The sequence below is a fragment of the Streptomyces sp. NPDC088124 genome (assembly GCF_040685895.1).
Classification (GTDB): Bacteria; Actinomycetota; Actinomycetes; order Streptomycetales; family Streptomycetaceae; genus Streptomyces.
The window spans coordinates 138,919-162,114 of the sequence record NZ_JBFBJB010000015.1 but is presented as its reverse complement, the minus strand read 5'-3'; the positions used below and the strand labels follow the sequence as shown (position 1 = coordinate 162,114).

Genomic DNA, 23,196 nt, shown 5'->3' with positions numbered 1-23,196 from the left:
GGTGCGGGGTGTCACGGCATTGTGGACCGCGCGGCGAGGAGCGTGTCAGGCTCCCACGGCGTGCACGCCGCCGTCTACGTGGACGATCTCGCCAGTGGTGCGCGGGAACCAGTCCGACAGCAGCGCCACCACACCGCGGGCGGCCGGCTCCGGATCGGAGAGGTCCCAGCCGAGGGGCGCGCGATCGGTCCAGACGTCGTGGAACGTCTCGAAGCCGGGAATCGAGCGGGCGGCCATGGTCTTGACCGGCCCCGCCGCGACGAGGTTGCACCGGATGCCGGAGGAGCCGAGGTCCCGCGCCAGGTAGCGGGAGGTGGACTCCAGTGCCGCCTTGGCCACCCCCATCCAGTCGTACGAGGGCCAGGCGACCGTCGCGTCGAAGTCCAGCCCCACGACCGAGCCCCCGTGCCGCTCCATGAGCGGCAGACAGGCCATGGTCAGCGACTTCAGGGAGTACGCCGAGACCTGTACGGCGGTGGCGACCGATTCCCAGCGGGTGTCCAGGAAGCCGCCGCCGAGCGCGTCGCCCGGCGCGAACGCGATGGAGTGGACCACTCCGTCCAGCCGGGCGTCCTCGCCCAGGTGTTCGCGGATCCGGCCGGCCAGTCCGTCCAGGTGGTGCTGGTCGGTGACGTCCAGTTCGATGACGGGGGCGGGTTTCGGCAGCCGGCCCGCGATCCGCTCGACCAGACTCAGCCGTCCGTAGCCGGTGAGGACGACCCGGGCGCCCTCGTTCTGGGCCAGCCTGGCGGCATGGAAGGCTATCGAGGAGTCCATCAGGACGCCGGTGACCAGAATGTTCTTGCCGGCCAGCAGTCCACTCACCGGATCGTCTCCTGCGACTGCTCGCCGGCCGCCGGCGCGGTGCCGGGGGTCTCCTCCCGGCGTCCCTCGTCCACGAAGTCCAGAACGGTGGCCACCACACCGGGGTCGCCGAGGATACGGCGGTGCCCGAGCCCCTCGGTGACGGTCAGCCGCGCCCGGTCGCCGTAGGCGTCGGCGACCCGGTGCGCGTGGGCGACCCCGACCATCTCGTCGTCCTTGTCGTGCAGCAGCAGGATCGGCACCTGGATGTCCTCCGGCCGGTCCAGCACGGAGAAGCGGGTCCAGATGTCCGGCTCCCCGGCGAAGAGATCCCGCTCGATCCGGCCCCGCAGCGCGGCCTTGAGCGGTGCGCGCAGTCCGAGCCGGGCGCAGAACTCGTCCACCAGGTAGTCGAAGTCGGGGACCCCGCTCAGCGCGGCGATCCGTCCCGTCCGTACCTTCGTGCGCAGGGTGAGGAAGGTCGCCAGGACGCCGAGCGAGTGGGCCACCACCGCTTCGAAGTCCCCGTACTCACGGTGGAGTTCGCCGATGATGGCGCGGTACTCCACGATCGTGGTGGAGCGCCCGGTGGCCTCGCCGTGGCCCGGTGTGTCGAAGGTGATGACGCTGTAGCCGCGGTCGAGCAGCCCGGGGACGAAGTCGGCGAACCGGGAGCCGCGCGACTGCCATCCGTGGACGCACAGCACCGGACGCTCGCCGGTGCCCCAGCGGTAGGTCACCGCTGTCTTGCCGTTGACCTCCACCTGTCCGGTCGTCGCCGTCTCCATCAGCCGCCGGTCGGCCGGACGCGCCTTGCCCCGCGCGAGCGGCAGCCGGAACAGCGTGAAGGCCCCCGTGCCCGCCAGCCGTCCGGAGACGCGGGAGAGGGTGTTGAGGACGGTGCCGGCTACTGCCGCGGTGGGATCCATGCCCGGTCTCCTCCGTAGGCCACTAAGGAGGCAAAATGCTAGCACGAACGACCGTGCTCTTATATGGTGAAGCCACGCCCTCGAAGTCCGGACACGGCCCGGCGGTCCGCCGAGCACGTCCTCTCCGGCCGGGCGCACCGCCCCGGCCGGCCGTCACCCGGCCGCGCGCCGGCACCGCCCGGCCGGCCCGGGCCGTCCGGTCCACCGGGAGGACCGGCGTCGCGCCCACCCACCGCCTGATGGAGGACACATGGCACCGAACGCACCGGGACTCGCCGCGCTTCCCACCAGGGCGGGACCGAACCAGCGGTTCAAGGACGAGCTGGACCGGATCATCGAGGAACAGCTCTTCCCGGAAGAGCCGTCCGACGGCCCCGTCCCGTCCGACGGCCCCGTCCCGCCCGGCGAGCCCGCGGCCGCGCGGCAGACCCGTACCCCCCGCTGAAAGGAACCCCGTGGACACGACCGACATCGTCGCCCTCGACCGGAGCGCCGTGCTGGAGACGGTCCGGATCATCGGCCTGGCCGCCCCCGGGGACTGGGACAGCCCCACGCCCTGCGCGGACTGGACGCTGCGTCAACTGGTCGAGCACATGGCCGGGCAGCACCACGGATTCGCCGCGTCGGCGGGCGGGGGCGGCGGGGACCTCTCCGACTGGAAGGAACTCCCGCTCGGCGCCGACCCGCGGGCCGGCTACCGGGCGGCGGCGGAGCGGGCGCTCGACGCCTTCGCCGGACCCGGGATCACCGAGGCGCCGTTCCTGCTGCCGGAGATCAGGCCCCAGGGGGCCTTCCCCGGCAGACTCGCCATCGGCTTCCACTTCCTGGACCACGTCGTGCACGGCTGGGACCTGGCGGCGGCCCTCGGCGTGCCGCTCACCCTGCCCGAGGACGTGGTGCGGGCCGCGCTGCCCCTGGCCCGGATGGTGCCCGACGACGAACGGCGGCGCGAGCCCGGGGCACAGTTCCGGCCCGCTCGGACGCCGTCCGCACCGGCCGGGCCGCTGGAACACGTACTGACGGCGCTCGGCCGGCACCCCGACTGGACCCCGGTCCGGGACACGACCGCCGAGACCGATCGCCACCTACCGGAGGACACCCATGTTCGCTGAGCTCAGAACCCATGTCGCCCGACGCCTCGGGCTGCCCGAGGACGAGGTGTTCGGCGCGGACCGCCCGCTCTCCGCCGTCCTGGCCGCCTCCCCGACGGCGATCAACTCCATCGATCTCCTGGACGCCTTCGCGGGCGCACTCGCCGACGCCGGACTCGGCGACGACGACGCGGAACTGCCCACGATGACCCTCAACCACACCGCGGACGAGGTCCTCGCGGTGCTCGGAGCGCAGCTCACCGCCGCCGAACCCTCCTGACCCCGACCGGCACCTAGTGCCCCTCCCGGCAAGCTTTGCCCCGTCGCGCCGCCCAGCACGCACGCTCGCGGCGTTGGCCAAAAGCCCTGGTAGCTCCCTCCCCAAGCTCTCAACTTCGTTCGAGCAGGGGACACCCCATCCAAGGACTTCCGGCCGCCTTGCGATCGCGCTCGGCGTCCAGAGGACGAATCGATGTGCCGAGACGGAGCGAGCGGAGCGAGTGCAGTGCACTGGACGACGCTCCTTCGGGGCAAACATTGCCGGTCGCGGCACTGGGCAACCGCACCACCGGATCCGTCGCGACAGCCACGTACCGCACCCTCCGACCGGAAGGCCGCACCCATGCTGATCATGACCGATATCGTCCAGGAGCTGAAGGCGGGGGCGACCATCACCGACGTCCTGCGCTCCCAGCAGAGCTACCACGAGCAGCGCCGCTGGGGCACCGACGCCCTCTTCGACGGACGCCGCCTCAGCCGGCCCTCAGCCGCCGACCGGGCCGCCCTCTGGCACGCCGCCCGCGCCGAGCTCACCACCCAGCCCGCCGGTATCAGGCTCGCCGTCGACGGGGTCAAACTCGCCAACGAGATACGGGAGTCCAACCCGCTCGGGTCCGACGTCCTGCACATCGCCGCCGCCTGGTCGGCCCGCTACTGGCTGGAGGAGGAGGCCCACCACGAGATCGCCTTCGGCCGCCTCATGGAGATGGCCGGCATCGACCCGATCGAGGAGACCGAGGTGGTCGAGTGCCGCGGCGAACTGCCGCGCGACAACTACGCCCGGGTCTGCGTCCTCCAGGCGTGTGTGGAGATCGAGGCGTGTGTCTCCTACGGCTGGGCCGCCCGCGGCACCGAGGACGAACTGGTCCACGACGTCTTCCACACCGTGATGAAGGACGAGGTGCAGCACCGCCAGTACTTCGCCTCCTTCGCCAAGGCCCTGGTGGAGACCGGCGTCTACCCGGTCAAGGACGTGCTGTCGATGGCGTACAGCTGGGTGCGGCCGGACGGCGGCGAGACCTTCGGCTCCGCGCGCGAGGCCCAGACGGAGCGTCAGGGACATGTGAACTGGTGGGAGCGGGTCCGTACCGGCGACGAGGAGTACGGGCTCGCGGACGACTCGCTCCACGAGGGCCCCATCCACGCCAAGAAGCTCTCCAGCGTCTTCGCCCTCGTCCGCGAGGCGACCGGAATCCAGGCGGAGTCCTACGATGACCTCAAGCGCGCCTACTTCGCCAGCCTCCGCACCAACGATATCGACCGGATTCGATCTGCAGTCCGTGCCGGAGCTGCGCGCGAAACGGCATCTGCTCACTAGCCGGGCCGTCTTCACCGCCGCCGAGCTCGCCCACTGCCGCTCCCGCCCCGACCCCGCGGCCTCGCTGACCGGACTGTTCTCCGCGAAGGAGGCCTGCGTCAAGGCGCTGAGCACACTCGGCGGAGCACCGCCGTACACCTTTCCCGAGATCGAGATCACCCACGGGCCGGCGGGGCAGCCCCGGCTGCGGCCGCACGGGCGGCTGGCCGGCTGGTGGGCGGAGCGCCGGCTCGCCGCCGAGATCTCGATCAGCCACACGGGAGACCTGGCGGGATCCGTCGCCGTACTGCTGGAAGACAGGGGAACGGGAATGGGAGACAACACCACCACACTGCCACCACCGGCGCCGGCCCCGACGCCGGCGGACGAGTGGGACGTGACGGAACACCGTGCCGAGATCGAGCTGCGCCCGAACGACTTCGACTGGGCCGGACACCTCAACAACAGCGTCCACCCGCAGTTGCTGGAAACCGGACGCTGGCAGTGGGCACTCGCCAACGACGTGGACCTGCGGGACAGCGAGCTGGTGGCCGTCGTGCTCCAACTGCGCCTGGACTACCTCGCATCGGTGGAGTGGAACCCGGTCGGGAAGGTCGCCGTACGGACCTCGCTCGCCGAACGGTCCGCGTACAGCTTCACCCTCGCGCAGGACATCGAGGAACTCGACGGCACCGTCGTGGCCAGGGGACGGGTCCGCCTCGGCCTCGTCGAACGCGGCACCCGGCGGATCCACCGCGCCGACCTGGCCGCGCTGCGCCGGACCCCGGGACGGGCCGGCTGATGGCGGCGGGCACACTCCCCGAGGCCATCGCGAGCCAGGCGTACCGGCAGGACGCCACGGTCACCTTCGGCACCTCGCCCCGGCGGGAAACACTGCACTACCCCCTGCTGGCCGAGCGGATCGCCGCCGCGGCCGGCGGTTTCGCCGCCCAGGGGGTCCGGCCGGGCGACCGGGTCCTGCTGCGGATCAGCAGCTCCCGGGACGGGGTGCTCGCGCTGCTCGGGCTGATGCACCTGGGGGCCGTGCCGGTCTCCGTCAAGCCCCGGGTGCCCGGCACGATCACCGGCCAGTACACCGCCCTCGTCGCGCGGCAGCAGGGCGCCCGGCACGCGTACCGCATCAGCGGCCCGGGGCTGCGGGAGATCTCGCCGATGGACGACGCGCGGCCGGTGCGGGAGCCGGCGCAGGCGGACCCGGAGGACATCGCCTTCGTCCAGTACTCCAGCGGATCCACCGGGATGCCCCGGCCCATCCCGCTCAGCCACCGGGCCCTCGTCGGCAACACCGAGGCCATCCGCGCCGTCGCCGGCATGCGGCCGGGCCACTCCGGCCTGATCGCCCTGCCGCTCCATCACGACATGGGCCTCGTCGGGCTGCTCACCGGACTCGCCGGAGCCCTGAACGTCGTGGTGGAGGAACCCGGTACGTTCCTGCGCCGGCCCATGGCGGCGCTGCGGCTGGTCCGGGACGCCCCGGCCGTGCACAGCGCGCTCCCCGACTTCATGCTGCGCTACCTCGCGGCCAGGATCGGGGAGGCCGCGCGGGCGGACGGGCCGGACCCCGGCCTGCTGCGGCGGTGGCACACCGTGTTCAGCGGCGCCGAGCCGATCCGCCGGGACTCGGTGCGCGACTTCCTGGCAGCGACCGGCCCCTGGGGATTCCCGCCGTCCGCGCTGGTCTTCTGCTACGGACTCGCCGAGGCCGGGCTGATGGCCACCTCCCACCGGTACACCGACGAGGCCCCGAACTTCGCCGAGGAGTCCGCCACCGGCGGCGCCCCGGGCGCCGCCTGCCTCGGCGCCCCGGTCCCCGGGCTCGACCTGGAGATCGTCGACGAGCACGGGGGACGCCGCCCGGAGGGCGAACTCGGCACCGTACGGCTGCGCGGGCGCACCCTCTTCAACGGTTACGACGGGGCCACCGATCACCGCGTCCAGTGGTTCGACACCGGTGATCTGGGCCGGCTGCGGGCCGGCCGGCTCTATCTGCACGGGCGCCGGGGCGACCGCGTCTCCGTCAACGGGGTGAACGTGTTCGTCGTGGACATCGAGCACCGCGCGACGACGGAGCCGGGCGTCGCCGAGTGTGTCGCCCTGGCACACGAGGACGGGTTCACCGTCCTGGTCGTGCCCGAGCGGACGGCGACCGTGGACACCGCCGCCGTCGCCGCCGGGATCGCCGCGGACTTCGGTGTGGCGCCCCGCGCCGTACTCCAGGTCAAGCGCGGCGGGATCGCCCGCACCGCGAGCGGAAAACCGGCGCGTACCCATATGACCGCCCAGCTGGAGAAGGGAATACCGTTCACGTGACGACCGACAGCGCCACCGGCCCCGGTGGCGGCACGGGCATCGCCGTGGCGTCCGGCATGCTCAAGGGTGTCTTCGGACACGGTGTGCTCGCCGCCTTCGAGGAACGCGGGCTGCGCGCCCGGGTGTACGGGACCGCCTCCTCGTCCGGCCTCTCCGGAGGCCTCGCCGCCATCGGCAGGGCGCGGGAGGTGGGGGTGGACTACTGGCTGCGGGCGGCGGCGGGAGCGGCGCGCACCGGGATGAGCCAGGTGGCGCTGGAGAGCATCCGGGAGTACGGGCCGACGCTGCGCGCCGGGCTGTTCCGGGACGACGCGCCCGATCTGCTCCTCGCCACCAGCAGGGTCACGACGGAGGCGGGCGCCGAACTCACCCAGGGCCCCGGCGCGAAGCGGCTGGGCCGGCAACTGCTGCGCGACACCCTCAGCGGCGACCGGAGCTGGGTCGAACGCCACCTGGCGCCGGTCGTCTTCGCCACCCGCCCCGAGCGCGCGGGGCCGGGCGCCGCCCGGCTGACGGAGGCCAACTACGACGCCGTCGCGTATGCCTCGACCCGGATGCTGCACGCGTGGGCGGTACCGGCCGAGGTGGACGGCGAGCCGTACGTGGACGCCTCGTACACCTGCGCCTGCCCCGCCCGTGAGGTGGCGGAGACCGGGGTGTCCTCGCTGATCGTGATCGGCTCCGACCCGTTCCCGCTGTACCGGGACCTCTACGGCTCCGAGGAGATCGTGGACGGTGCCCTGCTGGGCCGCGCCCGGGTCCTGGTGGTGCGGCCCGCCGACGACCTCAAGACGCTGGGCGTCGACTACGGGGCGGCCGCCGAGGAGGGGCTCGTCGGTGCCTACGCGCTGGGCCTGGAGACGGGCCACCGCTTCGCCGACGACCACGGAGAGCTGCTGACCAACGGGAGTGGATCATGACCCATGTCGTCACCGAACAGTGTGTTCACTGCAAGTTCGCGGAGTGTGTCACCTACTGCCCGGTGGCCTGCTTCCGGGAGGCCGACAGCTTCCTCGTGATCGACCCCGACGAGTGCATCGACTGCGGCAACTGCGTCCAGGCGTGCCCCAGCGACGCGATCTACCCGGAGAACGAGGTGCCCGCCGAACTGGCCCCCGCCCTGGAGTGGAACGCGCGGCTCGCGCCGCTGCTGCCGCTGGCCACCATCCGTGTCCAGCCCCTCGACGACGCCGAGAAGTGGAACGGCGCCCCGGACAAGTGGGCCTCGCTCGCCCCCGATCTGGCACCGCGCCGGGCCTGAGCCGGTGCCTTCCCATGGAGAGTGTTCACGATGAACGCCGGCTTGTCGGACAGCAGACCCTCCGAGAACGAACCGATCGACCTGCACCGGAAGCATCTGGGCAGGGGGCGCAGTCAACTGGCGGCACTCTTCGGCGGTCTCGTCGAGGACTCCGCCTCCGGCGCCCGTGTCACCACCACCGACGGGCAGGAATTCCTCAACTGCGGCGGTTACGGTGTGTTCTTCACGGGCGCGGGACACCCGCGGGTCGTCGAGGCGGTACAGCGGCAGGCCGAACGCCAGGCCCTGTCCACCCGCCTCTTCCTCGACCCCGCGGTGGGTCTCGCCGCCCAGGCGCTGACCTCCGTGGCACCGGCCGGGCTCGACCGGGTGCACTTCTCCGGATCCGGCGCCGAGGCCACCGAGACGGCCGTCAAACTGGCCAGGGCACACGGCAGACGACGGCTGATCTCGATGGAGAACGGATACCACGGCAAGACCGTGGGAGCACTCTCGCTGACGGCCAGGTCCTTCTACCAGGACCCGTTCCGGCCCCTCCTGCCCGATGTCACCCACGTCCCCTTCGGTGAGGTCGCGGCACTGGCCGAGGCGCTCCGTACCGGCGAGGGCGAGGCCTGCGTCGTGGTCGAACCGGTGCAGAGCGAGGCCGGGGTGATCATGCCGCCGCCCGGCTACCTCGCGGAGGTGGCGGCGCTGTGCCGGGAGCACCGGGCCCTCCTCGTCGTGGACGAGGTGATGACCGGACTGGGCCGGCTCGGCGCCTGGTGGGGGAGTGAACTCGCCGGGGTACGGCCGGACATGCTGCTCGTCGGCAAGGCGCTGTCCGGCGGTGTCATGCCGGTGTCCGCCGTGCTGGCGACCCCGGAGATGTTCGAGCCCTTCGACACCGATCCCTTCCTGCACACCTCCACCTACTCCGGCGCCCCGATCGCGATGGCGGCGGTACGCGCCACCGTCGAGGTGATCCGGGACGAGGAACTGGTGGACCGGGCCGCGGTGACCGGCGCGCGGCTCCTCGACGCCCTGCGCGCCATCGCCGCCGAGCGGGCACCGCGCCTGGTCCGGGAGGTGCGTGGCGCCGGTCTGCTGATCGGTGTCGAGCTCGACAACGCCGCCATGGCCGGCGAACTGCTGCTGGAGATGGTCGACCGCCATGTCGTGGTCAACCACTCGCTCAACGCCCACCCGGTGGTCCGGCTCACCCCGCCCGCGACTCTCACCCCGGCCGAGGAGGCCGAGCTGCTGACGGCGTTCGACGACTCCTTGACGGCCATGGCGAAGAACTTCTCCTGACCCGTTCCGCGACACGCGCACCCCTTCAGCGACACGCGCGTCTTTGAGCGACAGCACGCGCACCCCTTTGAGCGACAGCACGCGAACCCGTTCAGCGACAGCACGCGAAAGGCCGCGAATATGACTTCGCCACCCAGAACTCTCCTGCTCACCGGTGGTGCCGGGGTGCTCGGCACGGCGCTCATCCCCCAACTGCGCGACTACCGCGTCATCGGCCTGGCACGCCGGCGGCCCCTCGCCGGCTGCGACGAGGTGGTGCGCGGTGACATCTCCCGGCCACTGCTGGGGCTCGACCCGGCCCGCTACCGGACCCTGTGCGCCGACGTCGACGTGGTGGTCCACGCGGCGGGCATGGTGAAGTTCAGCGGCACCGCCGAGGAGATGCGGACCCACAACGTCGAAGGGGCCCGGCGGATCTCCCGCTTCGCGGTCGACGCGGGCGCGCCCATGATCCATGTCAGCAGCGCCTACGTGGCGCGGCGCGAGGAGATCCTCGCCGCGGGCGGCGACCGGACGGGGCGGGCGGGCAGCAGCCCCTCCCTGTACGTGTCGTCCAAGGTCGTCGGCGAGGAGATCGTCACCGGCAGCGGCGCGCAGGTGGTGATCGTACGCCCGTCGATCATCATCGGTGACTCCGTCACCGGCGAGATCTCCGAGGCGCAGGGGCTGCACACCTTCGCCCACCAGGTGCTGCTCAACCGGCTGCCCTTCACACCGAGCGATCCCACCGGCTACGTGGACTTCGTACCGCGGGACGTCGTGGCGCGGGCGATCGTCTCCCTGCTGGACTCCGGTGTACGGACCGGCGAGTACTGGCTCAGCGGCGGCGCGAACGCGCTCACCACCGAGCGGCTGGTCCAGCTGATCATCGAGGAGGCCGCCGCCGAGGGCATCCGGGTCGAGCCCCTGCGGATCCTCGCCCCCGACGTCATCGAGCGTCTGATCCGCCCGGCCTTCTTCGATGTGGTGCCGGGCTGGGCGAAGACCAGACTCGACCGGTTGCTGGACCAGACCGCCGTGCTCTTCCACCGGCATCCGCTCCCCAGCTCGCTGGCGGGGATACCCGGCTGCGAGGCCGCGGCGGACCTCCGGGCGAACGAGGAGGCGTGGCGGGCGTCGGTGCGCCACCTGGTCAGGACGCGGCACCACATCTACGCCCGGGCGGGCTCTCGTGTATCCGCGCCGGGCCCCGTGTGACGGGCCCCGTGCGATCCGGCCGGATCCGCCGGCGGATCAGGTCCTCAGCCGTCACGAGCGAAGGAGATCCATGAGCGCGGAGCAGGCCTTCGGGCACCGGCAGAACTACCTGACGACACGGGCCGAGTACCTGGGCGTCCTCGTGGTGGCCGCCGTCGCCTTCCTGTGGCACATCGACGAGGTGCGCTGGGGCCCGGCCATCCTGTTGTTCCTCTACATCGACCTCATCGGCTACATCCCGGGCCTGATCGCGTACACGCTCTCCAGGGACGGCCGGATCCACCCGGTGTTCCACATCCTCTACAACGTGATGCACACCTGGCTGACGGCGGGAGCGGTGGTCCTCCTGTGGGCGTGGCTGGTGCGTCCGGAGTGGGCGCTGCTGGTGGTCCCGCTGCATCTGTTCGGTGACCGCGGTCTGCTGGGCAATTACGCCAAGCCGGCCGGCCTGCCCTTCGAGCACCTGGAGACCAGGCGGCAGAAGGCGCACCAGGCGCGGCGGGCGGGGGCGCACGCCCTATGAGCGCCCCGTCGCCGGACGCGCTGGAGAGCATCACCGCGTACGCCGATCACCCCAGCGGGTTCATCGCGTACAACGACGGGGCCGAGCACTTCACCTCCGCCTCGGTGCCGGGCGTCATCGCGTACCGGCGCCGCGGTGGCAGTGTGTTCGTCTTCGGCGGCCCCTTCGCACCGGCCGAGCACCGCGGCGCGCTGCTGGCCGAGTTCCAGGAGCGGGTGGCCGGCCGACGCCGCGGGCTGGTGGCGGCACAGGTCCGGGCGGCGGACGTGGAGTTGTTCGCCGGACGGGGCTGGACGGTCAACCAGCTCGGCAGTTCGTACAGCATCGACCTGGGGCGCTTCTCGCTGAAGGGGAAGGCGCCGGCGAAGATCCGGCAGAACCTGGCCCGGGCACGGCGCGAAGGGGTGACCGTCCGGGAGGCACCGGCCGGCACCCATCTCCCGGTGCTCGACGAGATCGACCGGAAGTGGCTGCGGGACAAGGGCCGGCACGTCAAGCGGATGACGTTCCTGGTGGGCGAGCGCGAGGGCCGAGGGGCCCCGCACCGGCGGCTGTTCACCGCCCACCGCGACGGCGCGGTCATCGGGTACGTCTCCTACTCGCCCGCGTACGGCAGCCGGCCCGGCTGGCTGTACGACCTGACCCGGCGCACCCCGGAGGCCGCGGTCGGCACGATCGAGCTGATCAATCTCACGGCCCTGACGGCCTTCGCCGGGGAGGGGGCCGGGTGGCTGCACCTCGGGCTCACCCCGTTCGCCGGGCTGGGCCCCGAGCCGGCGAACGCGAGTCCGCTGATCAGCCGCGCGGTTCGGCTGATCGCCGAGCGGGGAGCGTCTCTCTACCCGGCCCGGTCACAGCAGGCGTTCAAACTCAAATGGGCGCCGCAGGTGATCGAGCCCGAGTACGTGGCGTTCCGGGGCGGACCCCGGCCGTCCTCCCTCTGGCAGCTGCTCCGCATCACCAACACCATCTGATCCGACCGACCTTGAGGTGGCACGATGACGACGAACATCGCACCGGAAGCAGACTGGGACCAGGCCCCCGACGTGCTCGCGGGCGCCCGCGAGCTGAGGCTCACGCCGGAGCGGTGCGACCTGGACTACTGGCTGGTCAATGTCGCGCAGGGCACGCTCCGGGGCCTGGTCAACGGTCACCGGCCCGAGGCGGTGACGCCGGACCACATGAGGAAGCCGGGCCCCCTGCGGGACGCGCTCCTCACGGAGTTCTCCTTCCGCTCCATCGCCGAGGACAAGGCCGCGCGGGCGATTACCTCGCTGGTGGCGAACGCGCCCGACGCGAAGTCCATGGAGTTCTACGCCACCCAACTGCTGGACGAGGCCCGGCACGCCCAGGCGTTCCGGGCGCACATGACCGAGGTGGGCGTCGCGGAGGCGGAGATCGACGAAGTCGTCGAGCGGTACGCCGGCGAGCACCGCACCCACGTGCTGGACCCGCTGGAGGAGTTCGGGCTGGACGTGATGAACGGGCCGCACCCCTTCCTCTCCGGGGTGCTCGTACTGACCGTTCTGGTCGAGGGGGTGCTGGCGCCGACCGGCGAACTCAGCGAGCACAAGTGGAAGATCGTCGACCCCGCGGCGGCGAGCGTGGAGCGCGGGGCGGGCATCGACGAGATCCGGCACCTGACCGTCGGCAGCGAGATCGTCAAGCGGCACCTGTCCCGGGACCCGGGGCTCACGGAGCATGCGGCGGACCTCCTGAAGCGCGGCAACGAACTCTGGGCCTCCCTCCCGGTGTTCGAGGTCCTGCAACGCCGGGAGGAACTCTTCCAGGAAGGCGTCCAGCAGATCGCCGACGTCATCGGCGACCACGAGATCTGGCCCGGGCGCCGCCTGCTGGACACCACGCCGGACGAGCGGATCAAGGCCGCGCTGGAGTGGTCCGCCGAGACCCAGGCAGCCCGGCTGGCCTACATGGGCCTGGCCGGTGAGTGACCGGCCCGACGAGCCGCCGGCCGGGGCCGGTTCCGTACGGCTGACGGTGACACTGCCGGACGGAGCCGCGCTCGCGGTGCACCACTGGCCGGCGCCGGCCGGGCGGCCGCTCGTCGTCGTCTGGCCCGCGCTCGGCGTACGGGCGCGCTTCTACCGGCCGTTCGCCACCGCCCTGGCGGCGCACGGCCTGGGCGTCGCGGTGACCGATCTGCGCGGGTACGGCGACAGCCTGCCCCGGCCGGACGCCTCGGCCCGGTACGGCTACCACGAGCTGGCCACCGTGGACTGTCCGGCCGTCGTGGCCGCGCTGCGCGAACAGGCGCCCGGCAGCCCGGTGTTCCTGCTCGGGCACAGCATCGGCGGACAGATCGGCCTGCTGTACGCCGCCCGGCATCCGGCCGATCTGGCCGGGATCCTGCTGGTCGCCGCGGGCACTCCGTACTTCCGCGCGTATCCGCCGCCGACCGGGCTCATCCCGCTGCTCGGCACCAACGCCGTCGCGGCGGTCGCCCGGCTGCGCGGCTACTGGCCGGGCGACGTACTGGGCTTCGCCGGGCGGCAGTCCCGGGTGCTGGTGGGCGACTGGGCCCGGATGGCCCGCACCGGGCGCTACCGGCCGGCCGGGGCGGACGTCCCGTACGAGGAGCTGATCGCGGCCCTGAGGCTGCCGGTGCTGGCGTTCTCGGTCGGCGGCGACCGGCTGGCGCCGCCCGGCGCGGTGGACGCCCTGTGCGCCCTGCTGCGCGGCGCGGACGTGACGCGCCGGCACCACGGCGAACGGCTCGGCCACACCGGCTGGGTCAGACGCTCCGAGCCGATCGCCGCCGCGATCGGCCGGTGGATCGGCGGGGCGCTCACGGCACCACCCTGGAACGGACCCGGAGGAGACGGCGATGAGGTTTCTTGAACGCGAGCGTACGGCACTGGAGGGGTTCCTCCCCGGACTGGACGGCCGCCTCGCCGCCCTGCCCCAGGACGAGCTGGAACGCCCCGGCGGTCCCGCGCTCGGCCTCTTCAAGGAGGCGGGGGGCGCGGGGCTGCTGGTGCCGTCGGAGCACAAGGGGCTGGGCGCGAGCGCGGTGGAGGCGGTGCTGCTCCAGCGGGCCGTGGGGTCGCGCGCCCCGTCCCTGGCGGTGGCCACCACCATGCACCACTTCTCGGTCGCCGGGATGGTCCAGGCGTACGAGGTCACCAAGGGCCTGGAGTGGATGCTGCTCGAAGCGGTCGCCGAGCAGCGGCTGCTGATGGCCTCCGGGTTCGCCGAGGGCAGGTCCGGGCAGTCGATCCTCGCCTCCTCCATCACGGCCCGTCAGGACGGCGACGACCTCGTCCTCAACGGTGCCAAGAAGCCGTGCAGCCTGTCCGCGTCGATGGACCTGCTCACCGCCTCCGTCCTGCTGGACACCGACGGCGGCCCGCGGCTCGCCGTGGCGGTGATCCCCGCCACCACGCCCGGCATCTCGGTGCACCCGTTCTGGGGCAGCACCGTGCTGGCCGGCGCGGAGAGCGACGAGGTACGGCTGCGGGACGTCCGGGTCTCACCGGACATGGTGGTCCGTACGGAGCGGGGCGAGGACGGCGGTATGGACCCCGTCCAGACCGTGGGGTTCGTCTGGTTCGAGCTGCTGATGGCGGCCTCGTACCTGGGGATGGCGAGCGCGCTGGCGGAGCGGGTGCTCGACCGGAGGAAGGGGGACCCCGCCGAACGGGCCCGGATCCTGGTGGAGCTGGAAGCGGCCATGGGCGGCGTGACGGACGCCGCGTCGGCGCTGGACACCGGAGGGCCGGTCGGTCAGGCCGAACTGGCGCGGTCGCTGGTGTGCCGGTTCGCGGCGCAGGCCGCCGTCGACCGTGTGGTGCCGCGCTGTCTGGAGGCGCTCGGCGGCATGTCCTACGTCTCCGGTGACGAGACGTCGTACCTGGCCGCCTGCGCCGGGGCGCTCAAGTTCCATCCGCCGTCCTTCGGCCGGGCCGCCGAGGCACTGTGCACGGCCTACGCCGGAGGCCCGCTCGTCCTGGGGTGACCGCGCCGGTCGTGCCCCGGCCCCGTCGGCCGGGCGCCGGCGTTCCGCGTACTGCCCTCTTGCCGACCCCTTACCCACCGGAGGAATGCGATGGCCTGCCACCTGCACATCGAGGGACTGCTGACCGACGACGACGCGGACCGGGTGTTCGGCCTGATCCGTGATTTCGAGCGGTACTCCGACCACACCGACGCGGTACGCGAGATCAAGGTGACCGCCGACGAGGCGGGTACCGTCGACTCGTCCTGGGCCGTGAACTTCCGCGGCGGCGTCCTGTACTGGACCGAACGGGACGTCGTCGACCCCGTCGCCCGGCACATCACCTTCGACCAGCTCACCGGGGACTTCGCCCGGTTCGCGGGCAGTTGGGACGTCCGGCAGGCCGACCGGGACGTGGTGGTGCTGTTCTCCTGCGAGTTCGACCTGGGCATCCCCAGCCTGGAGCCGATCATCAACCCGGTCGCGATGCGCGCGCTGACCGACAGCATCGGGCTCATCCTGCGCGGGCTGCTGGGCCAGGGGATCCAACTGACCAGCAGCGGAAGGGACACCGCGGCCGTCGGCCCATGACCCCGGCATCTTTTCCGCCGACGGCCTGCTCCCCGTACGGCGGGCAGACCGGGCCTGGCCCAGCCTTCCCGCCGTACGTACGGCCGCGGCCGGCACCGCACAACCGGCGCGGCACACCGGCGGCCTAGCCGAGGGGAGCCGTGGCGCCGGTAGCGGGAGCGAGGACGGAGGTGGGCGCCTGCTCCGCGTCGGTGGCCAGTTCCTCGAACTCGGTGACGTTGTCGAGTTCGGTGCCCATGGAGACATTGGTGACCCGTTCGAGGATGATCTCCACGATGACCGGCACCCGGTACTCGGCCATGAGCTTCCTGGCCTCCTCCAGCGCCGGCCCGATGCGGTCCGGCTCGAAGACCCTGATGGCCTTGCAGCCCAGCCCCTCGGCGACCTTGACATGGTCGACCCCGTAACCGCCCACTTCGGGCGCGTTGACGTTGTCGAACGACAACTGGACGCAGAAGTCCATGTCGAAGCCGCGCTGGGCCTGCCGGATCAGCCCGAGGTAGGCGTTGTTGACGACGACATGCAGGTACGGGATCTTGAACTGCGCGCCGACGGCCAGCTCTTCGATCAGGAACTGGAAGTCGTAGTCACCGGAGAGCGCGACGACCGTGGCGTCCGGATCGGCCGTCGCGACCCCCAGCGCCGCGGGCAGGGTCCAGCCCAGCGGCCCCGCCTGCCCGGCGTTGATCCAGTGCCGCGGCCGGTAGACGTGCAGCATCTGCGCCGCCTGGATCTGCGAGAGCCCGATCGTGCTGACGTACCTCGTGTCACGGCCGAACGCCTTGTTCATCTCCTCGTAGACCCGCTGTGGTTTCACCGGCACATTGTCGAAGTGGGTTTTGCGCAGCATCGTCCGCCGGCGCTCCCGACAACTGTCCGACCAGGCGGACCGGTCCTTGAGCGCCCCGGAGTCCCGGAGTTCCCGCGCGGCCTCGACGAACAGCTCCAGCGCGGCCCCGGCGTCCGAGACGATGCCCCGGTCCGGGGCGAACACGCGGCCGATCTGGGTCGGTTCGATGTCCACATGGACGAAGGTGCGTCCCCGGGTGTACGTGTCGAGGCCGCCGGTGTGCCGGTTGGCCCAGCGGTTCCCGATGCCCAGCACGAAGTCGGACGCGAGCATCGTGGCGTTGCCGTACCGCTGGGAGGTCTGGAGCCCGACCATGCCCGCCATGAGCGGATGGTCGTCGGGGATGGCGCCCCAGCCCATCAGGGTGGGCACCACCGGAACGCCGGTGAGCTCCGCGAACTCCACCAGCAGCTCGCTCGCGTCCGCGTTGACGACACCGCCGCCGGCGACGAGCAGCGGCCGCTCGGCGGCCTGGAGCAGCTCCATCGCCTTGTCGATCTGGGCCCGGGTCGCGGCCGGCCGGTAGACCGGGAGAGGCGCGTACGTCTCCGGGTCGAACTCGATCTCGGCCATCTGGACATCGATCGGCAGGTCGATCAGGACCGGGCCTGGGCGGCCCGAGCGCATCAGGTGGAAGGCCTGCTGGAAGGCGCCGGGCACCTGCGCGGGTTCGAGGACGGTCATCGCCATCTTGGTCAGCGGTCCCGCGATCGCGGCGATGTCGACCGCCTGGAAGTCCTCCTTGTGGAGCTTGGCCACCGGTGCCTGGCCGGTGATGCACAGGATCGGGATCGAGTCCGCGGCGGCCGAGTACAGGCCGGTGATCATGTCGGTGCCCGCGGGGCCGCTGGTGCCCACGCAGACGCCTATGTTGCCCGGCCTGGCCCGGGTGTAGCCCTCCGCCATGTGGGAGGCGCCCTCGACGTGCCGGGCGAGGATGTGGGTCAGGCCGCCGTCGCCGCGCATCGCGGCGTAGAAGGGGTTGATCGCCGCGCCGGGCAGACCGAAGACGTGGGTGGTGCCCTCACGCTTCAGGATCTCCACCGCGGCCTGTGCCGCAGTCATGCGAGCCATGGGGTTCTCCAACGGGTCGGGGTTCAGAGGTGGGTGCGGCCGGCGAGGCGTTCGACGCCCCGCAGCAGCGCGGAGTGGTCGAGACCGCCGTCGCCGCAGGCGCGCGCGGAGGCGACGAGCTGGGCGACGAGGGCCCCGACCGGCAGCGGGGCGCCCACCGCGCGGGCGGCGTCGGTGACGATGCCCATGTCCTTGTGGTGCAGGTCGATACGGAAGCCGGGCGTGAAGTCACCGCTCACCATGGCCTCGCGCTTGCGGGCGAGGACGGTGGAGCCGGCCAGCCCGCCGCCCAGGACGTCGAGCGCCGCCGGGAGGTCCACCCCGGCGTTCCGCAGGAAGACCACGGCCTCGGCCAGGGCCTCCAGATGGACGGCGACGATGAGCTGATTGGCGGCCTTGACCGTCTGGCCGGCGCCGTGCGGGCCGACGTGCACCACGGTGGTGCCCAGCGCCTCGAAGACCGGCCGGGCGTCGGCGAAGTCACCGGCGTCACCGCCGACCATGATGGACAGGACCGCCTCGATCGCGCCGGCCTCGCCGCCGGAGACGGGTGCGTCGAGGGTACGGACGCCCTTCTCGCGCGCGGCGGCCGCCACCTCCAGCGCGGTTTCCGGGGTGACGCTGCTCATGTCGATCAGCAGGGTGCCCGGCGCGGCGTGCCGCAGGACACCGTCCTCGCCGAGGACGACCTCTCTGACCTGGGCGTCGGCCGGGACCATGGTGATCACGACCTCGGCGTCACGGACCGCCTCGGCGACACTGCCGGCGCCCCGGCCACCGGCGGCGACGAGTGTGTCGACGGGGGAGCGGCCGCGGTTGTAGCCGGTCACGGTGTGACCGGCCTTCACGAGGTTGGCCGCCATCGGGCCGCCCATGATGCCCAGACCGATGAAGGCGATCTTCCGAGGGGTTGCGCTCATCGTGCGTGTTCCTTCTGTCGTCGTCTCGTGGTGTGTTCGGGGTCAGGCGTCGCGGCCGAGGCTCTTCAGATAGGCGCGCCAGCCGCCGAACGCGGTGATCTCCGTGTGGCCGCCCCGCTCCAGCTCCCCACGGCGCAACACCATCGAGAAACACGAGGAGCCGTCCTGGAGCTCGATGATGCCGAACTCCAGCTCCGCCGGTTCGTTGGGCAGCAGCTCGTCGCGGAGCACCTCGTCGGGGACGTCGTAGACCTCGCCCTCCACGGTGGTGTCGACGCCGCGGTCCGGCAGCAGACCGGGGCAGGTGTCCCGGATCGAGAAGAAGCGGTGACCGGGGGCGGTACGGGTCTTCGCGATCAGCGGGGCGCCGCGCAGGTGGTGGTGGAAGGGGCCGCCCTCCATCGCCTGGCCGTTGAGGAACATGCGTGCCATGGGGTCTCCTCCGGGGTCATCGGCAGCAACGGGCAGGTTCTACGATGTGGATACTATTTTCTGCATTGTGGAATAACAACCCCTCGTGCCGCGTGACTGCCGGGGCGGCCGTCCCGGGCGTCGCCGGAACCGGCTGACCGGGGCTGACGTACCCTCCTGTGGAAAGGCCTTCGACGGCCGCCAGTTGGGGATTTCGGGGATCGCCGACGGTCGGCATATGATCTTGGTCATGACTTCGCAAACCCCCGAGAAGAGCCCGTCCCGTAAGCAGAAGCTCCAGGAGAAGCAGCGCCGGCAGCTGGCGGTGGTCGACACCGTCGACAAGGCCGAGGCCAAGCTGCGCAAGGCCGAGGCGGAGCTGGCCGAGGCTGTGGCGGAAGCGGTCGAGGTCTTCGGGAGCGAGCTGGACGCCGCCGACGAACTCGAGCTGTCGGTCGACGCGATCCGTCACTTCCTGGACATCGCCGAGGGTGGCGCGGACGGCGCCGAAGATGCCGACGGGTCGGCGGAGGCCGCGGGGAACGCCCCGGCCGGCGCCTCCGTGAAGGCCGCGGGGAAGCCCAAGGCCGAGGCCGAGGCGGCCCCGGAGCAGGAGCCCGCGATCGCCTGAGGCGCGCGATGGTCAGCCGGCCGACCTGCTCGTCGGCCGGCTTCGCGTGCGCGGATACGGGGCGGACAGGGCCCGTGCCGGACAGGGGCTGCCCGAATCGGTCATCAGGACCTGTCCGGATGGGGCCTCAGGCGGGTGCGGAGCCGTTCACGACGATGTATCGGCCGCGTGCCGTGGTCCCGTCCGGGAGGCTCCATCCCGCGGTGACATGGCCGAGGGGCCCGGGCGTGCCGGCGGGGGCATCCGGGGCGGCCAGGAGGGTCCGGTTGACGCGGATGGCCAGCGAGGCCCCGGGCTCGCCGGCGGTCGCGCCGGTGGCCGCGCCGCCGCCCGTCGTCCGGACCAGGAGATCGGTGCCGTCCGGACCGTCCGTCACGCTCAGGGACGCGAACGTACCCGCAGGGCCCGCCCCCGCGAGGTCGCCGGCGACGGATGGGTCGGGGGTGTCGCTGAGGCTCTGGGCCTGCGGCTCGGCGGCGCCGGTGAGCAGGGCGAGGAGCTGTGCGGCGAACACCGGGTCATGGGCCCCGTCGTAGATCCATCGCCGCCCCAGCACCCCGTGCTCGCTGGTCCCGACGAGCGCCTCGTCGGCCCCGTCGAGCGGTGCGCCCCGGTACGTGAGCGGCACGTGGTACGTGAGGGGCCGGTCGCCCGAGGTGTCGGTGACCGCGATGAACTCGATCCCGACCTCGCCCCGCGGATCGTCGAGCCGGAACCCGCCGGTCCGGCTCAGCTCCGGGGCGTTTCCCCCGCCGCGGTACCAGGGCCGCGCGGGGAGCCAGGAGGCGAGCAGCTCCAGCTTGGTGGGGGTCATCGTGGTGCGGTGGACAACTGCCATGCGCCTGGACACCTTTCGCGTCTGCCACGTGCCGGAGATCCGTGGCCCGGGTGCCCATCCTTCCACTCTGGTCGCCGCGGCGACCGCGCCGGGAAACCCGTGTTTCCGCTCTATGCCGCCGCGTAACGACGCGGTAAATTGGGAGCGCTCCCATTTCGGAACACCCCACAACCGGAAGATGGAGACTCCATGAAATGTCATGATCACGACAAGAGGCGGAGCTTATCGGGCCGCTGGGCCGCACGCGTTCTGGGCGTACTCTCCGCGGTGCTGTTCTGCCTGATCCCCTCCGTCGGCACCGCGTCGGCGCACGGTTCCGTCATCGACCCCGCCTCCCGCAACTACGGCTGCTGGCAGCGCTGGGGCAGCGACTTCCAGAACCCGGCCATGGCACAGCTCGACCCGATGTGCTGGCAGGCGTGGCAGGACAACCCCAACGCCATGTGGAACTGGAACGGGCTGTACCGCGACGGTTCCGCGGGCAACTTCCAGGCCGTCATCCCCAACGGGCAGCTGTGCAGCGGCGGCCGGACCGAGGGCGGGCGGTACCGGTCCCTCGACACCCCCGGCGCGTGGAAGACGACGAACATCTCCGCCAACTTCAGACTGAACCTGTACGACCAGGCCAGCCACGGCGCGGACTACTTCCTGGTGTACGTGACCAGGCAGGGCTTCGACCCCACCACGCAGCCGCTGACCTGGAACGACCTGCAACTGGTCAAGAGGACGGGCAGCTACGCCCAGAGCCAGAACTACGCCATCGACGTCAGCACTTCGGGATACACCGGGCGTCATGTGGTCTACACGATCTGGCAGGCCTCGCACATGGACCAGACGTACTTCCTGTGCAGCGACGTCAACTTCACCTGACCCGTCCGACGTGGCGGTGTCCGTGTGGCAGCGCCTGTTCGGTGTGACCGGACCGGTGCCGTGTGACGGGACCCGTCCGGCGTGACCGGACCCGTCCGTATGCGCGGGTCCGGTGCACGGGTCCGTTGAGCGAGGTCCGTCCGACGCGACGGGCACCCCCCACCGCCGGTCCCGGCGAGCGTGCCGCACGCTCGCCGGGACCGGCGCGCGCATGCCCGGGGTACCCGCCACAGACCGTTCTGACGTGCGGAAACACCCCCCGTCTTCTCTTCTTCGTTGCACGGCCCCGGATGGATTGGTCCGGCCGGAAATTTTTTTGAAGAGGTCCGATCGGGCTACACCCCAGCCCTGCCATGCCTTCTTGCCGCCGCCGGCCCTCCGGCGCCCCAACTCGCCGCGAACGAGACCGAACAAGAACGGGGTCACGCACGTAAGGACGTGTACAGCAAGCCGGAACGGCCCCGATGCGGACGAAGGACGGACTCGATGACCCCAATCACCAGAAGCGGGCGTACGTGGCGAGGACGCGGGAGCGTCGCGCTGCTCGCCTGTGGTGCGTTGGCCGCCGGGGGGCTCGCCGCCACCGGCGTGGCCGCGCTGGCGCCACAGGCCGCGCAGGCCTCCAGCCACCGCGAGGCTCCCCTGATCTCGGGACAGCCCCAGTTCGACAACACGGACCTCTACGCGTTCGTCAGCCCCGACCACCCCGACACCACGACCATCATCGCGAACGTCCTTCCCTTCCAGGAGCCGGCGGGCGGACCGAACTTCTTCACGTTCGCCACCGACGCCCGCTACGACATCCGCATCGACAACAACGGCGATGCCCAGGACGATCTCGTCTACCGGTTCACGTTCAAGGACCACCGCAAGAACGAGGACACCTTCCTCTACAACACCGGTGTGGTGGAGAGCCTGGACTCCCCGGAGCTCAACTTCACGCAGACCTACGACATCGAACTGCTGCGGCTGGAGCACAAGAAGGTCGTCTCCCAGCACAAGGTCGCCGAGAACCTGCCGGTCGCCCCGTCGAACGTCGGCAAGGCGTCGATGCCCGACTACCAGAAGCTCCGCGACCAGGCGGTGACGAAGGTCGCCGGCGGGATCAAGGCGTTCGCCGGTCAGGCCGACGACCCGTTCTTCGCCGATCTGCGGGTCTTCGACCTGCTGTACGGCGGCGACCTGTCGGAGGTCGGCAACGACACCCTCAAGGGCTACAGCGTCAACTCCATCGCCCTCCAGGTGCCGAACTCGTACCTCCAGGAGTCGAAGGAACAGCCGATCATCGGCATCTACTCGACCACGGAGCGCCAGAACGCCTCCGGCGAGTACACCCGGGTGTCCCGGCTCGGCATGCCGCTCGTCAACGAGGTCGTCAACCCCGTCAAGGACAAGGACAAGTTCAACGCCTCCTCTCCGGAGGACGACGGCGACTTCCTCAAGAACGTCACGGAGCCGGAACTGCCGAAGCTCATCGAGGCGATCTACGACATCAAGGCCCCGGCGGAGCCGCGCGACGACCTCGTCTCGGTCTTCCTGACCGGTGTGAAGGACCTCAACCAGCCGCCGAAGGTCACACCGTCGGAGATGCTGCGCCTCAACACCTCCATCAAGCCGGTCGAGAAGCCGAAGCGGCTCGGCGTGCTGGACGGTGACAACGCGGGCTTCCCGAACGGGCGCCGGCTCTCGGACGACGTGCTCGACATCGCGCTCCAGGTCGTCGAGGGTGAGCTCGTCGGAGCCGAGAACGACCTGGGCGACGAGGTCGACGCCAACGACAAGGAGTTCGACAAGAACTTCCCGTACGTGGCCCTGCCCAAGGCCGGTTCCGACGTCGACGCCGCCGATGTGGAGACCAAGGCGTCCGGCACCGGGCTGACGGGCGGCATGAACTCGCTCACCGCCGGGTGGTCCAACACCACGGTGATGCTGGTCTCCGCCGGCGTGGGCGCCGTCGTCGCCCTGCTGATCGGCCTCGTCGCCACCTGGTTCCGGGCCCGCCGCTCGCGCCCGTCCTGGGTCGGCTGAGCTCCGGACCACCGGCAGTCCGG

Annotated in this window: 25 protein-coding genes; 19 read left to right on the top strand and 6 right to left on the bottom strand. The window is 71.6% G+C overall.

The genetic code is table 11. The features are described from left to right. Positions 1-45: 45 nt before the first annotated feature. Together fabI and AB0P17_RS15025 are read right to left on the bottom strand one after the other, a co-directional pair. The gene (fabI, locus tag AB0P17_RS15030) at positions 46-825 is read right to left on the bottom strand and encodes an enoyl-ACP reductase FabI (protein WP_365811017.1); all 780 of its coding nucleotides are present in this window, start codon (positions 823-825) and stop codon (positions 46-48) included. Then, complete coding sequence (locus AB0P17_RS15025; RefSeq protein ID WP_365811015.1) at positions 822-1,733, bottom strand: alpha/beta hydrolase; 912 nt, start codon at positions 1,731-1,733, stop codon at positions 822-824. Before AB0P17_RS15025 ends, fabI begins: the two co-directional genes overlap by 4 nt. A 250-nt stretch (positions 1,734-1,983) precedes the next feature. Here AB0P17_RS15025 and AB0P17_RS15020 point away from each other — a divergent pair, with 250 nt between their 5' ends. From AB0P17_RS15020 to AB0P17_RS14945, 16 genes are all read left to right on the top strand, one after another. After that, positions 1,984-2,178, top strand: coding sequence for a hypothetical protein (locus AB0P17_RS15020; protein WP_365811013.1), 195 nt, complete (start codon positions 1,984-1,986; stop codon positions 2,176-2,178). Positions 2,179-2,188: 10 nt separating this feature from the next. Continuing rightward, positions 2,189-2,845 (top strand): TIGR03086 family metal-binding protein, encoded by a 657-nt coding sequence (locus AB0P17_RS15015; RefSeq protein ID WP_365811011.1) that lies wholly within the window; start codon positions 2,189-2,191, stop codon positions 2,843-2,845. Continuing rightward, on the top strand, positions 2,835-3,104 hold the full coding sequence (locus AB0P17_RS15010; protein WP_365811010.1) for a hypothetical protein: 270 nt from the start codon (positions 2,835-2,837) through the stop codon (positions 3,102-3,104). The genes AB0P17_RS15015 and AB0P17_RS15010 overlap by 11 nt, the downstream gene beginning before the upstream one ends. A gap of 351 nt (positions 3,105-3,455) precedes the next feature. Beyond that, positions 3,456-4,421 carry a hypothetical protein gene (locus AB0P17_RS15005; RefSeq protein ID WP_365811008.1) on the top strand — a complete coding sequence of 322 codons (966 nt, stop codon included), beginning with the start codon at positions 3,456-3,458 and terminating at the stop codon, positions 4,419-4,421. Then, entirely contained in the window at positions 4,384-5,202 is an 819-nt protein-coding gene (locus tag AB0P17_RS15000; protein ID WP_365811006.1) for a thioesterase family protein, read from the top strand. The genes AB0P17_RS15005 and AB0P17_RS15000 overlap by 38 nt, the downstream gene beginning before the upstream one ends. After that, positions 5,202-6,731 carry an AMP-binding protein gene (locus AB0P17_RS14995; RefSeq protein WP_365811004.1) on the top strand — a complete coding sequence of 510 codons (1,530 nt, stop codon included), beginning with the start codon at positions 5,202-5,204 and terminating at the stop codon, positions 6,729-6,731. Before AB0P17_RS15000 ends, AB0P17_RS14995 begins: the two co-directional genes overlap by 1 nt. Continuing rightward, positions 6,728-7,651, top strand: a complete 924-nt coding sequence (locus tag AB0P17_RS14990) for a hypothetical protein (protein WP_365811002.1) — start codon at positions 6,728-6,730, stop codon at positions 7,649-7,651. The genes AB0P17_RS14995 and AB0P17_RS14990 overlap by 4 nt, the downstream gene beginning before the upstream one ends. Further along, a complete protein-coding gene (locus tag AB0P17_RS14985) occupies positions 7,648-7,992 on the top strand; it encodes a 4Fe-4S dicluster domain-containing protein (protein ID WP_365811001.1) in 345 nt (114 codons plus the stop codon). The genes AB0P17_RS14990 and AB0P17_RS14985 overlap by 4 nt, the downstream gene beginning before the upstream one ends. Positions 7,993-8,022: 30 nt before the next feature. Next, on the top strand, positions 8,023-9,285 hold the full coding sequence (locus AB0P17_RS14980) for an aspartate aminotransferase family protein (RefSeq protein ID WP_365810999.1): 1,263 nt from the start codon (positions 8,023-8,025) through the stop codon (positions 9,283-9,285). A gap of 120 nt (positions 9,286-9,405) precedes the next feature. Then, complete coding sequence (locus AB0P17_RS14975) at positions 9,406-10,482, top strand: SDR family oxidoreductase (protein WP_365810997.1); 1,077 nt, start codon at positions 9,406-9,408, stop codon at positions 10,480-10,482. 70 nt (positions 10,483-10,552) lie between these two features. Beyond that, positions 10,553-11,005: a hypothetical protein gene (locus AB0P17_RS14970; protein WP_365810995.1), complete on the top strand. Its 453-nt coding sequence runs from the start codon at positions 10,553-10,555 to the stop codon at positions 11,003-11,005. Further along, complete coding sequence (locus AB0P17_RS14965; protein WP_365810994.1) at positions 11,002-11,979, top strand: DUF2156 domain-containing protein; 978 nt, start codon at positions 11,002-11,004, stop codon at positions 11,977-11,979. The genes AB0P17_RS14970 and AB0P17_RS14965 overlap by 4 nt, the downstream gene beginning before the upstream one ends. 24 nt (positions 11,980-12,003) lie before the next feature. Further along, positions 12,004-12,957, top strand: a complete 954-nt coding sequence (locus AB0P17_RS14960) for a VlmB-like protein (RefSeq protein ID WP_365810993.1) — start codon at positions 12,004-12,006, stop codon at positions 12,955-12,957. Beyond that, complete coding sequence (locus AB0P17_RS14955) at positions 12,950-13,864, top strand: alpha/beta fold hydrolase (RefSeq protein WP_365810991.1); 915 nt, start codon at positions 12,950-12,952, stop codon at positions 13,862-13,864. The genes AB0P17_RS14960 and AB0P17_RS14955 overlap by 8 nt, the downstream gene beginning before the upstream one ends. Beyond that, positions 13,851-14,981, top strand: coding sequence for an acyl-CoA dehydrogenase family protein (locus AB0P17_RS14950; RefSeq protein WP_365810990.1), 1,131 nt, complete (start codon positions 13,851-13,853; stop codon positions 14,979-14,981). The genes AB0P17_RS14955 and AB0P17_RS14950 overlap by 14 nt, the downstream gene beginning before the upstream one ends. Before the next feature lie 90 nt (positions 14,982-15,071). After that, complete coding sequence (locus AB0P17_RS14945; protein ID WP_365810988.1) at positions 15,072-15,551, top strand: SRPBCC family protein; 480 nt, start codon at positions 15,072-15,074, stop codon at positions 15,549-15,551. 124 nt (positions 15,552-15,675) lie between these two features. Here AB0P17_RS14945 and gcl read toward each other — a convergent pair whose 3' ends face one another. Genes gcl through AB0P17_RS14930 form a run of 3 tightly spaced genes read right to left on the bottom strand, consistent with a single transcriptional unit; the run spans position 15,676 to position 18,827 of the window. Beyond that, complete coding sequence (gene gcl / locus AB0P17_RS14940; protein WP_365810986.1) at positions 15,676-17,475, bottom strand: glyoxylate carboligase; 1,800 nt, start codon at positions 17,473-17,475, stop codon at positions 15,676-15,678. 23 nt (positions 17,476-17,498) lie between these two features. Then, positions 17,499-18,395, bottom strand: coding sequence for a 2-hydroxy-3-oxopropionate reductase (locus AB0P17_RS14935; RefSeq protein WP_365810984.1), 897 nt, complete (start codon positions 18,393-18,395; stop codon positions 17,499-17,501). A gap of 42 nt (positions 18,396-18,437) precedes the next feature. After that, positions 18,438-18,827, bottom strand: coding sequence for a gamma-glutamylcyclotransferase (locus tag AB0P17_RS14930; RefSeq protein WP_365810983.1), 390 nt, complete (start codon positions 18,825-18,827; stop codon positions 18,438-18,440). 229 nt (positions 18,828-19,056) lie between these two features. Here AB0P17_RS14930 and AB0P17_RS14925 point away from each other — a divergent pair, with 229 nt between their 5' ends. Then, positions 19,057-19,437: a hypothetical protein gene (locus AB0P17_RS14925; protein ID WP_365810981.1), complete on the top strand. Its 381-nt coding sequence runs from the start codon at positions 19,057-19,059 to the stop codon at positions 19,435-19,437. A gap of 127 nt (positions 19,438-19,564) precedes the next feature. On the opposite strand, the gene AB0P17_RS14920 is transcribed toward AB0P17_RS14925, so the two are convergent. Beyond that, on the bottom strand, positions 19,565-20,275 hold the full coding sequence (locus AB0P17_RS14920; RefSeq protein ID WP_365810980.1) for a 1,4-alpha-glucan branching protein: 711 nt from the start codon (positions 20,273-20,275) through the stop codon (positions 19,565-19,567). Between the two features lie 189 nt (positions 20,276-20,464). On the opposite strand from AB0P17_RS14920, the gene AB0P17_RS14915 reads away from it, so the two are divergent. Beyond that, on the top strand, positions 20,465-21,145 hold the full coding sequence (locus tag AB0P17_RS14915) for a lytic polysaccharide monooxygenase (RefSeq protein ID WP_365810979.1): 681 nt from the start codon (positions 20,465-20,467) through the stop codon (positions 21,143-21,145). Between the two features lie 486 nt (positions 21,146-21,631). Further along, positions 21,632-23,173, top strand: a complete 1,542-nt coding sequence (locus AB0P17_RS14910) for a DUF4331 family protein (protein WP_365810977.1) — start codon at positions 21,632-21,634, stop codon at positions 23,171-23,173. The last annotated feature ends 23 nt before the right edge of the window (positions 23,174-23,196 follow it).

What these genes read in the sequence shown, in the direction of transcription:
- AB0P17_RS15025 (WP_365811015.1), bottom strand. Translation starts at nt 1,733, where the DNA reads ATGGATCCCACCGCGGCAGTAGCCGGCACCGTCCTCAACACCCTCTCC.
- AB0P17_RS15020 (WP_365811013.1), top strand. Translation starts at nt 1,984, where the DNA reads ATGGCACCGAACGCACCGGGACTCGCCGCGCTTCCCACCAGGGCGGGA.
- AB0P17_RS15010 (WP_365811010.1), top strand. Translation starts at nt 2,835, where the DNA reads ATGTTCGCTGAGCTCAGAACCCATGTCGCCCGACGCCTCGGGCTGCCC.
- AB0P17_RS15005 (WP_365811008.1), top strand. Translation starts at nt 3,456, where the DNA reads ATGACCGATATCGTCCAGGAGCTGAAGGCGGGGGCGACCATCACCGAC.
- AB0P17_RS14995 (WP_365811004.1), top strand. Translation starts at nt 5,202, where the DNA reads ATGGCGGCGGGCACACTCCCCGAGGCCATCGCGAGCCAGGCGTACCGG.
- AB0P17_RS14985 (WP_365811001.1), top strand. Translation starts at nt 7,648, where the DNA reads ATGACCCATGTCGTCACCGAACAGTGTGTTCACTGCAAGTTCGCGGAG.
- AB0P17_RS14980 (WP_365810999.1), top strand. Translation starts at nt 8,023, where the DNA reads ATGAACGCCGGCTTGTCGGACAGCAGACCCTCCGAGAACGAACCGATC.
- AB0P17_RS14975 (WP_365810997.1), top strand. Translation starts at nt 9,406, where the DNA reads ATGACTTCGCCACCCAGAACTCTCCTGCTCACCGGTGGTGCCGGGGTG.
- AB0P17_RS14970 (WP_365810995.1), top strand. Translation starts at nt 10,553, where the DNA reads ATGAGCGCGGAGCAGGCCTTCGGGCACCGGCAGAACTACCTGACGACA.
- AB0P17_RS14965 (WP_365810994.1), top strand. Translation starts at nt 11,002, where the DNA reads ATGAGCGCCCCGTCGCCGGACGCGCTGGAGAGCATCACCGCGTACGCC.
- AB0P17_RS14960 (WP_365810993.1), top strand. Translation starts at nt 12,004, where the DNA reads ATGACGACGAACATCGCACCGGAAGCAGACTGGGACCAGGCCCCCGAC.
- AB0P17_RS14950 (WP_365810990.1), top strand. Translation starts at nt 13,851, where the DNA reads ATGAGGTTTCTTGAACGCGAGCGTACGGCACTGGAGGGGTTCCTCCCC.
- AB0P17_RS14945 (WP_365810988.1), top strand. Translation starts at nt 15,072, where the DNA reads ATGGCCTGCCACCTGCACATCGAGGGACTGCTGACCGACGACGACGCG.
- gcl (WP_365810986.1), bottom strand. Translation starts at nt 17,475, where the DNA reads ATGGCTCGCATGACTGCGGCACAGGCCGCGGTGGAGATCCTGAAGCGT.
- AB0P17_RS14935 (WP_365810984.1), bottom strand. Translation starts at nt 18,395, where the DNA reads ATGAGCGCAACCCCTCGGAAGATCGCCTTCATCGGTCTGGGCATCATG.
- AB0P17_RS14930 (WP_365810983.1), bottom strand. Translation starts at nt 18,827, where the DNA reads ATGGCACGCATGTTCCTCAACGGCCAGGCGATGGAGGGCGGCCCCTTC.
- AB0P17_RS14925 (WP_365810981.1), top strand. Translation starts at nt 19,057, where the DNA reads ATGACTTCGCAAACCCCCGAGAAGAGCCCGTCCCGTAAGCAGAAGCTC.
- AB0P17_RS14920 (WP_365810980.1), bottom strand. Translation starts at nt 20,275, where the DNA reads ATGGCAGTTGTCCACCGCACCACGATGACCCCCACCAAGCTGGAGCTG.
- AB0P17_RS14915 (WP_365810979.1), top strand. Translation starts at nt 20,465, where the DNA reads ATGAAATGTCATGATCACGACAAGAGGCGGAGCTTATCGGGCCGCTGG.
- AB0P17_RS14910 (WP_365810977.1), top strand. Translation starts at nt 21,632, where the DNA reads ATGACCCCAATCACCAGAAGCGGGCGTACGTGGCGAGGACGCGGGAGC.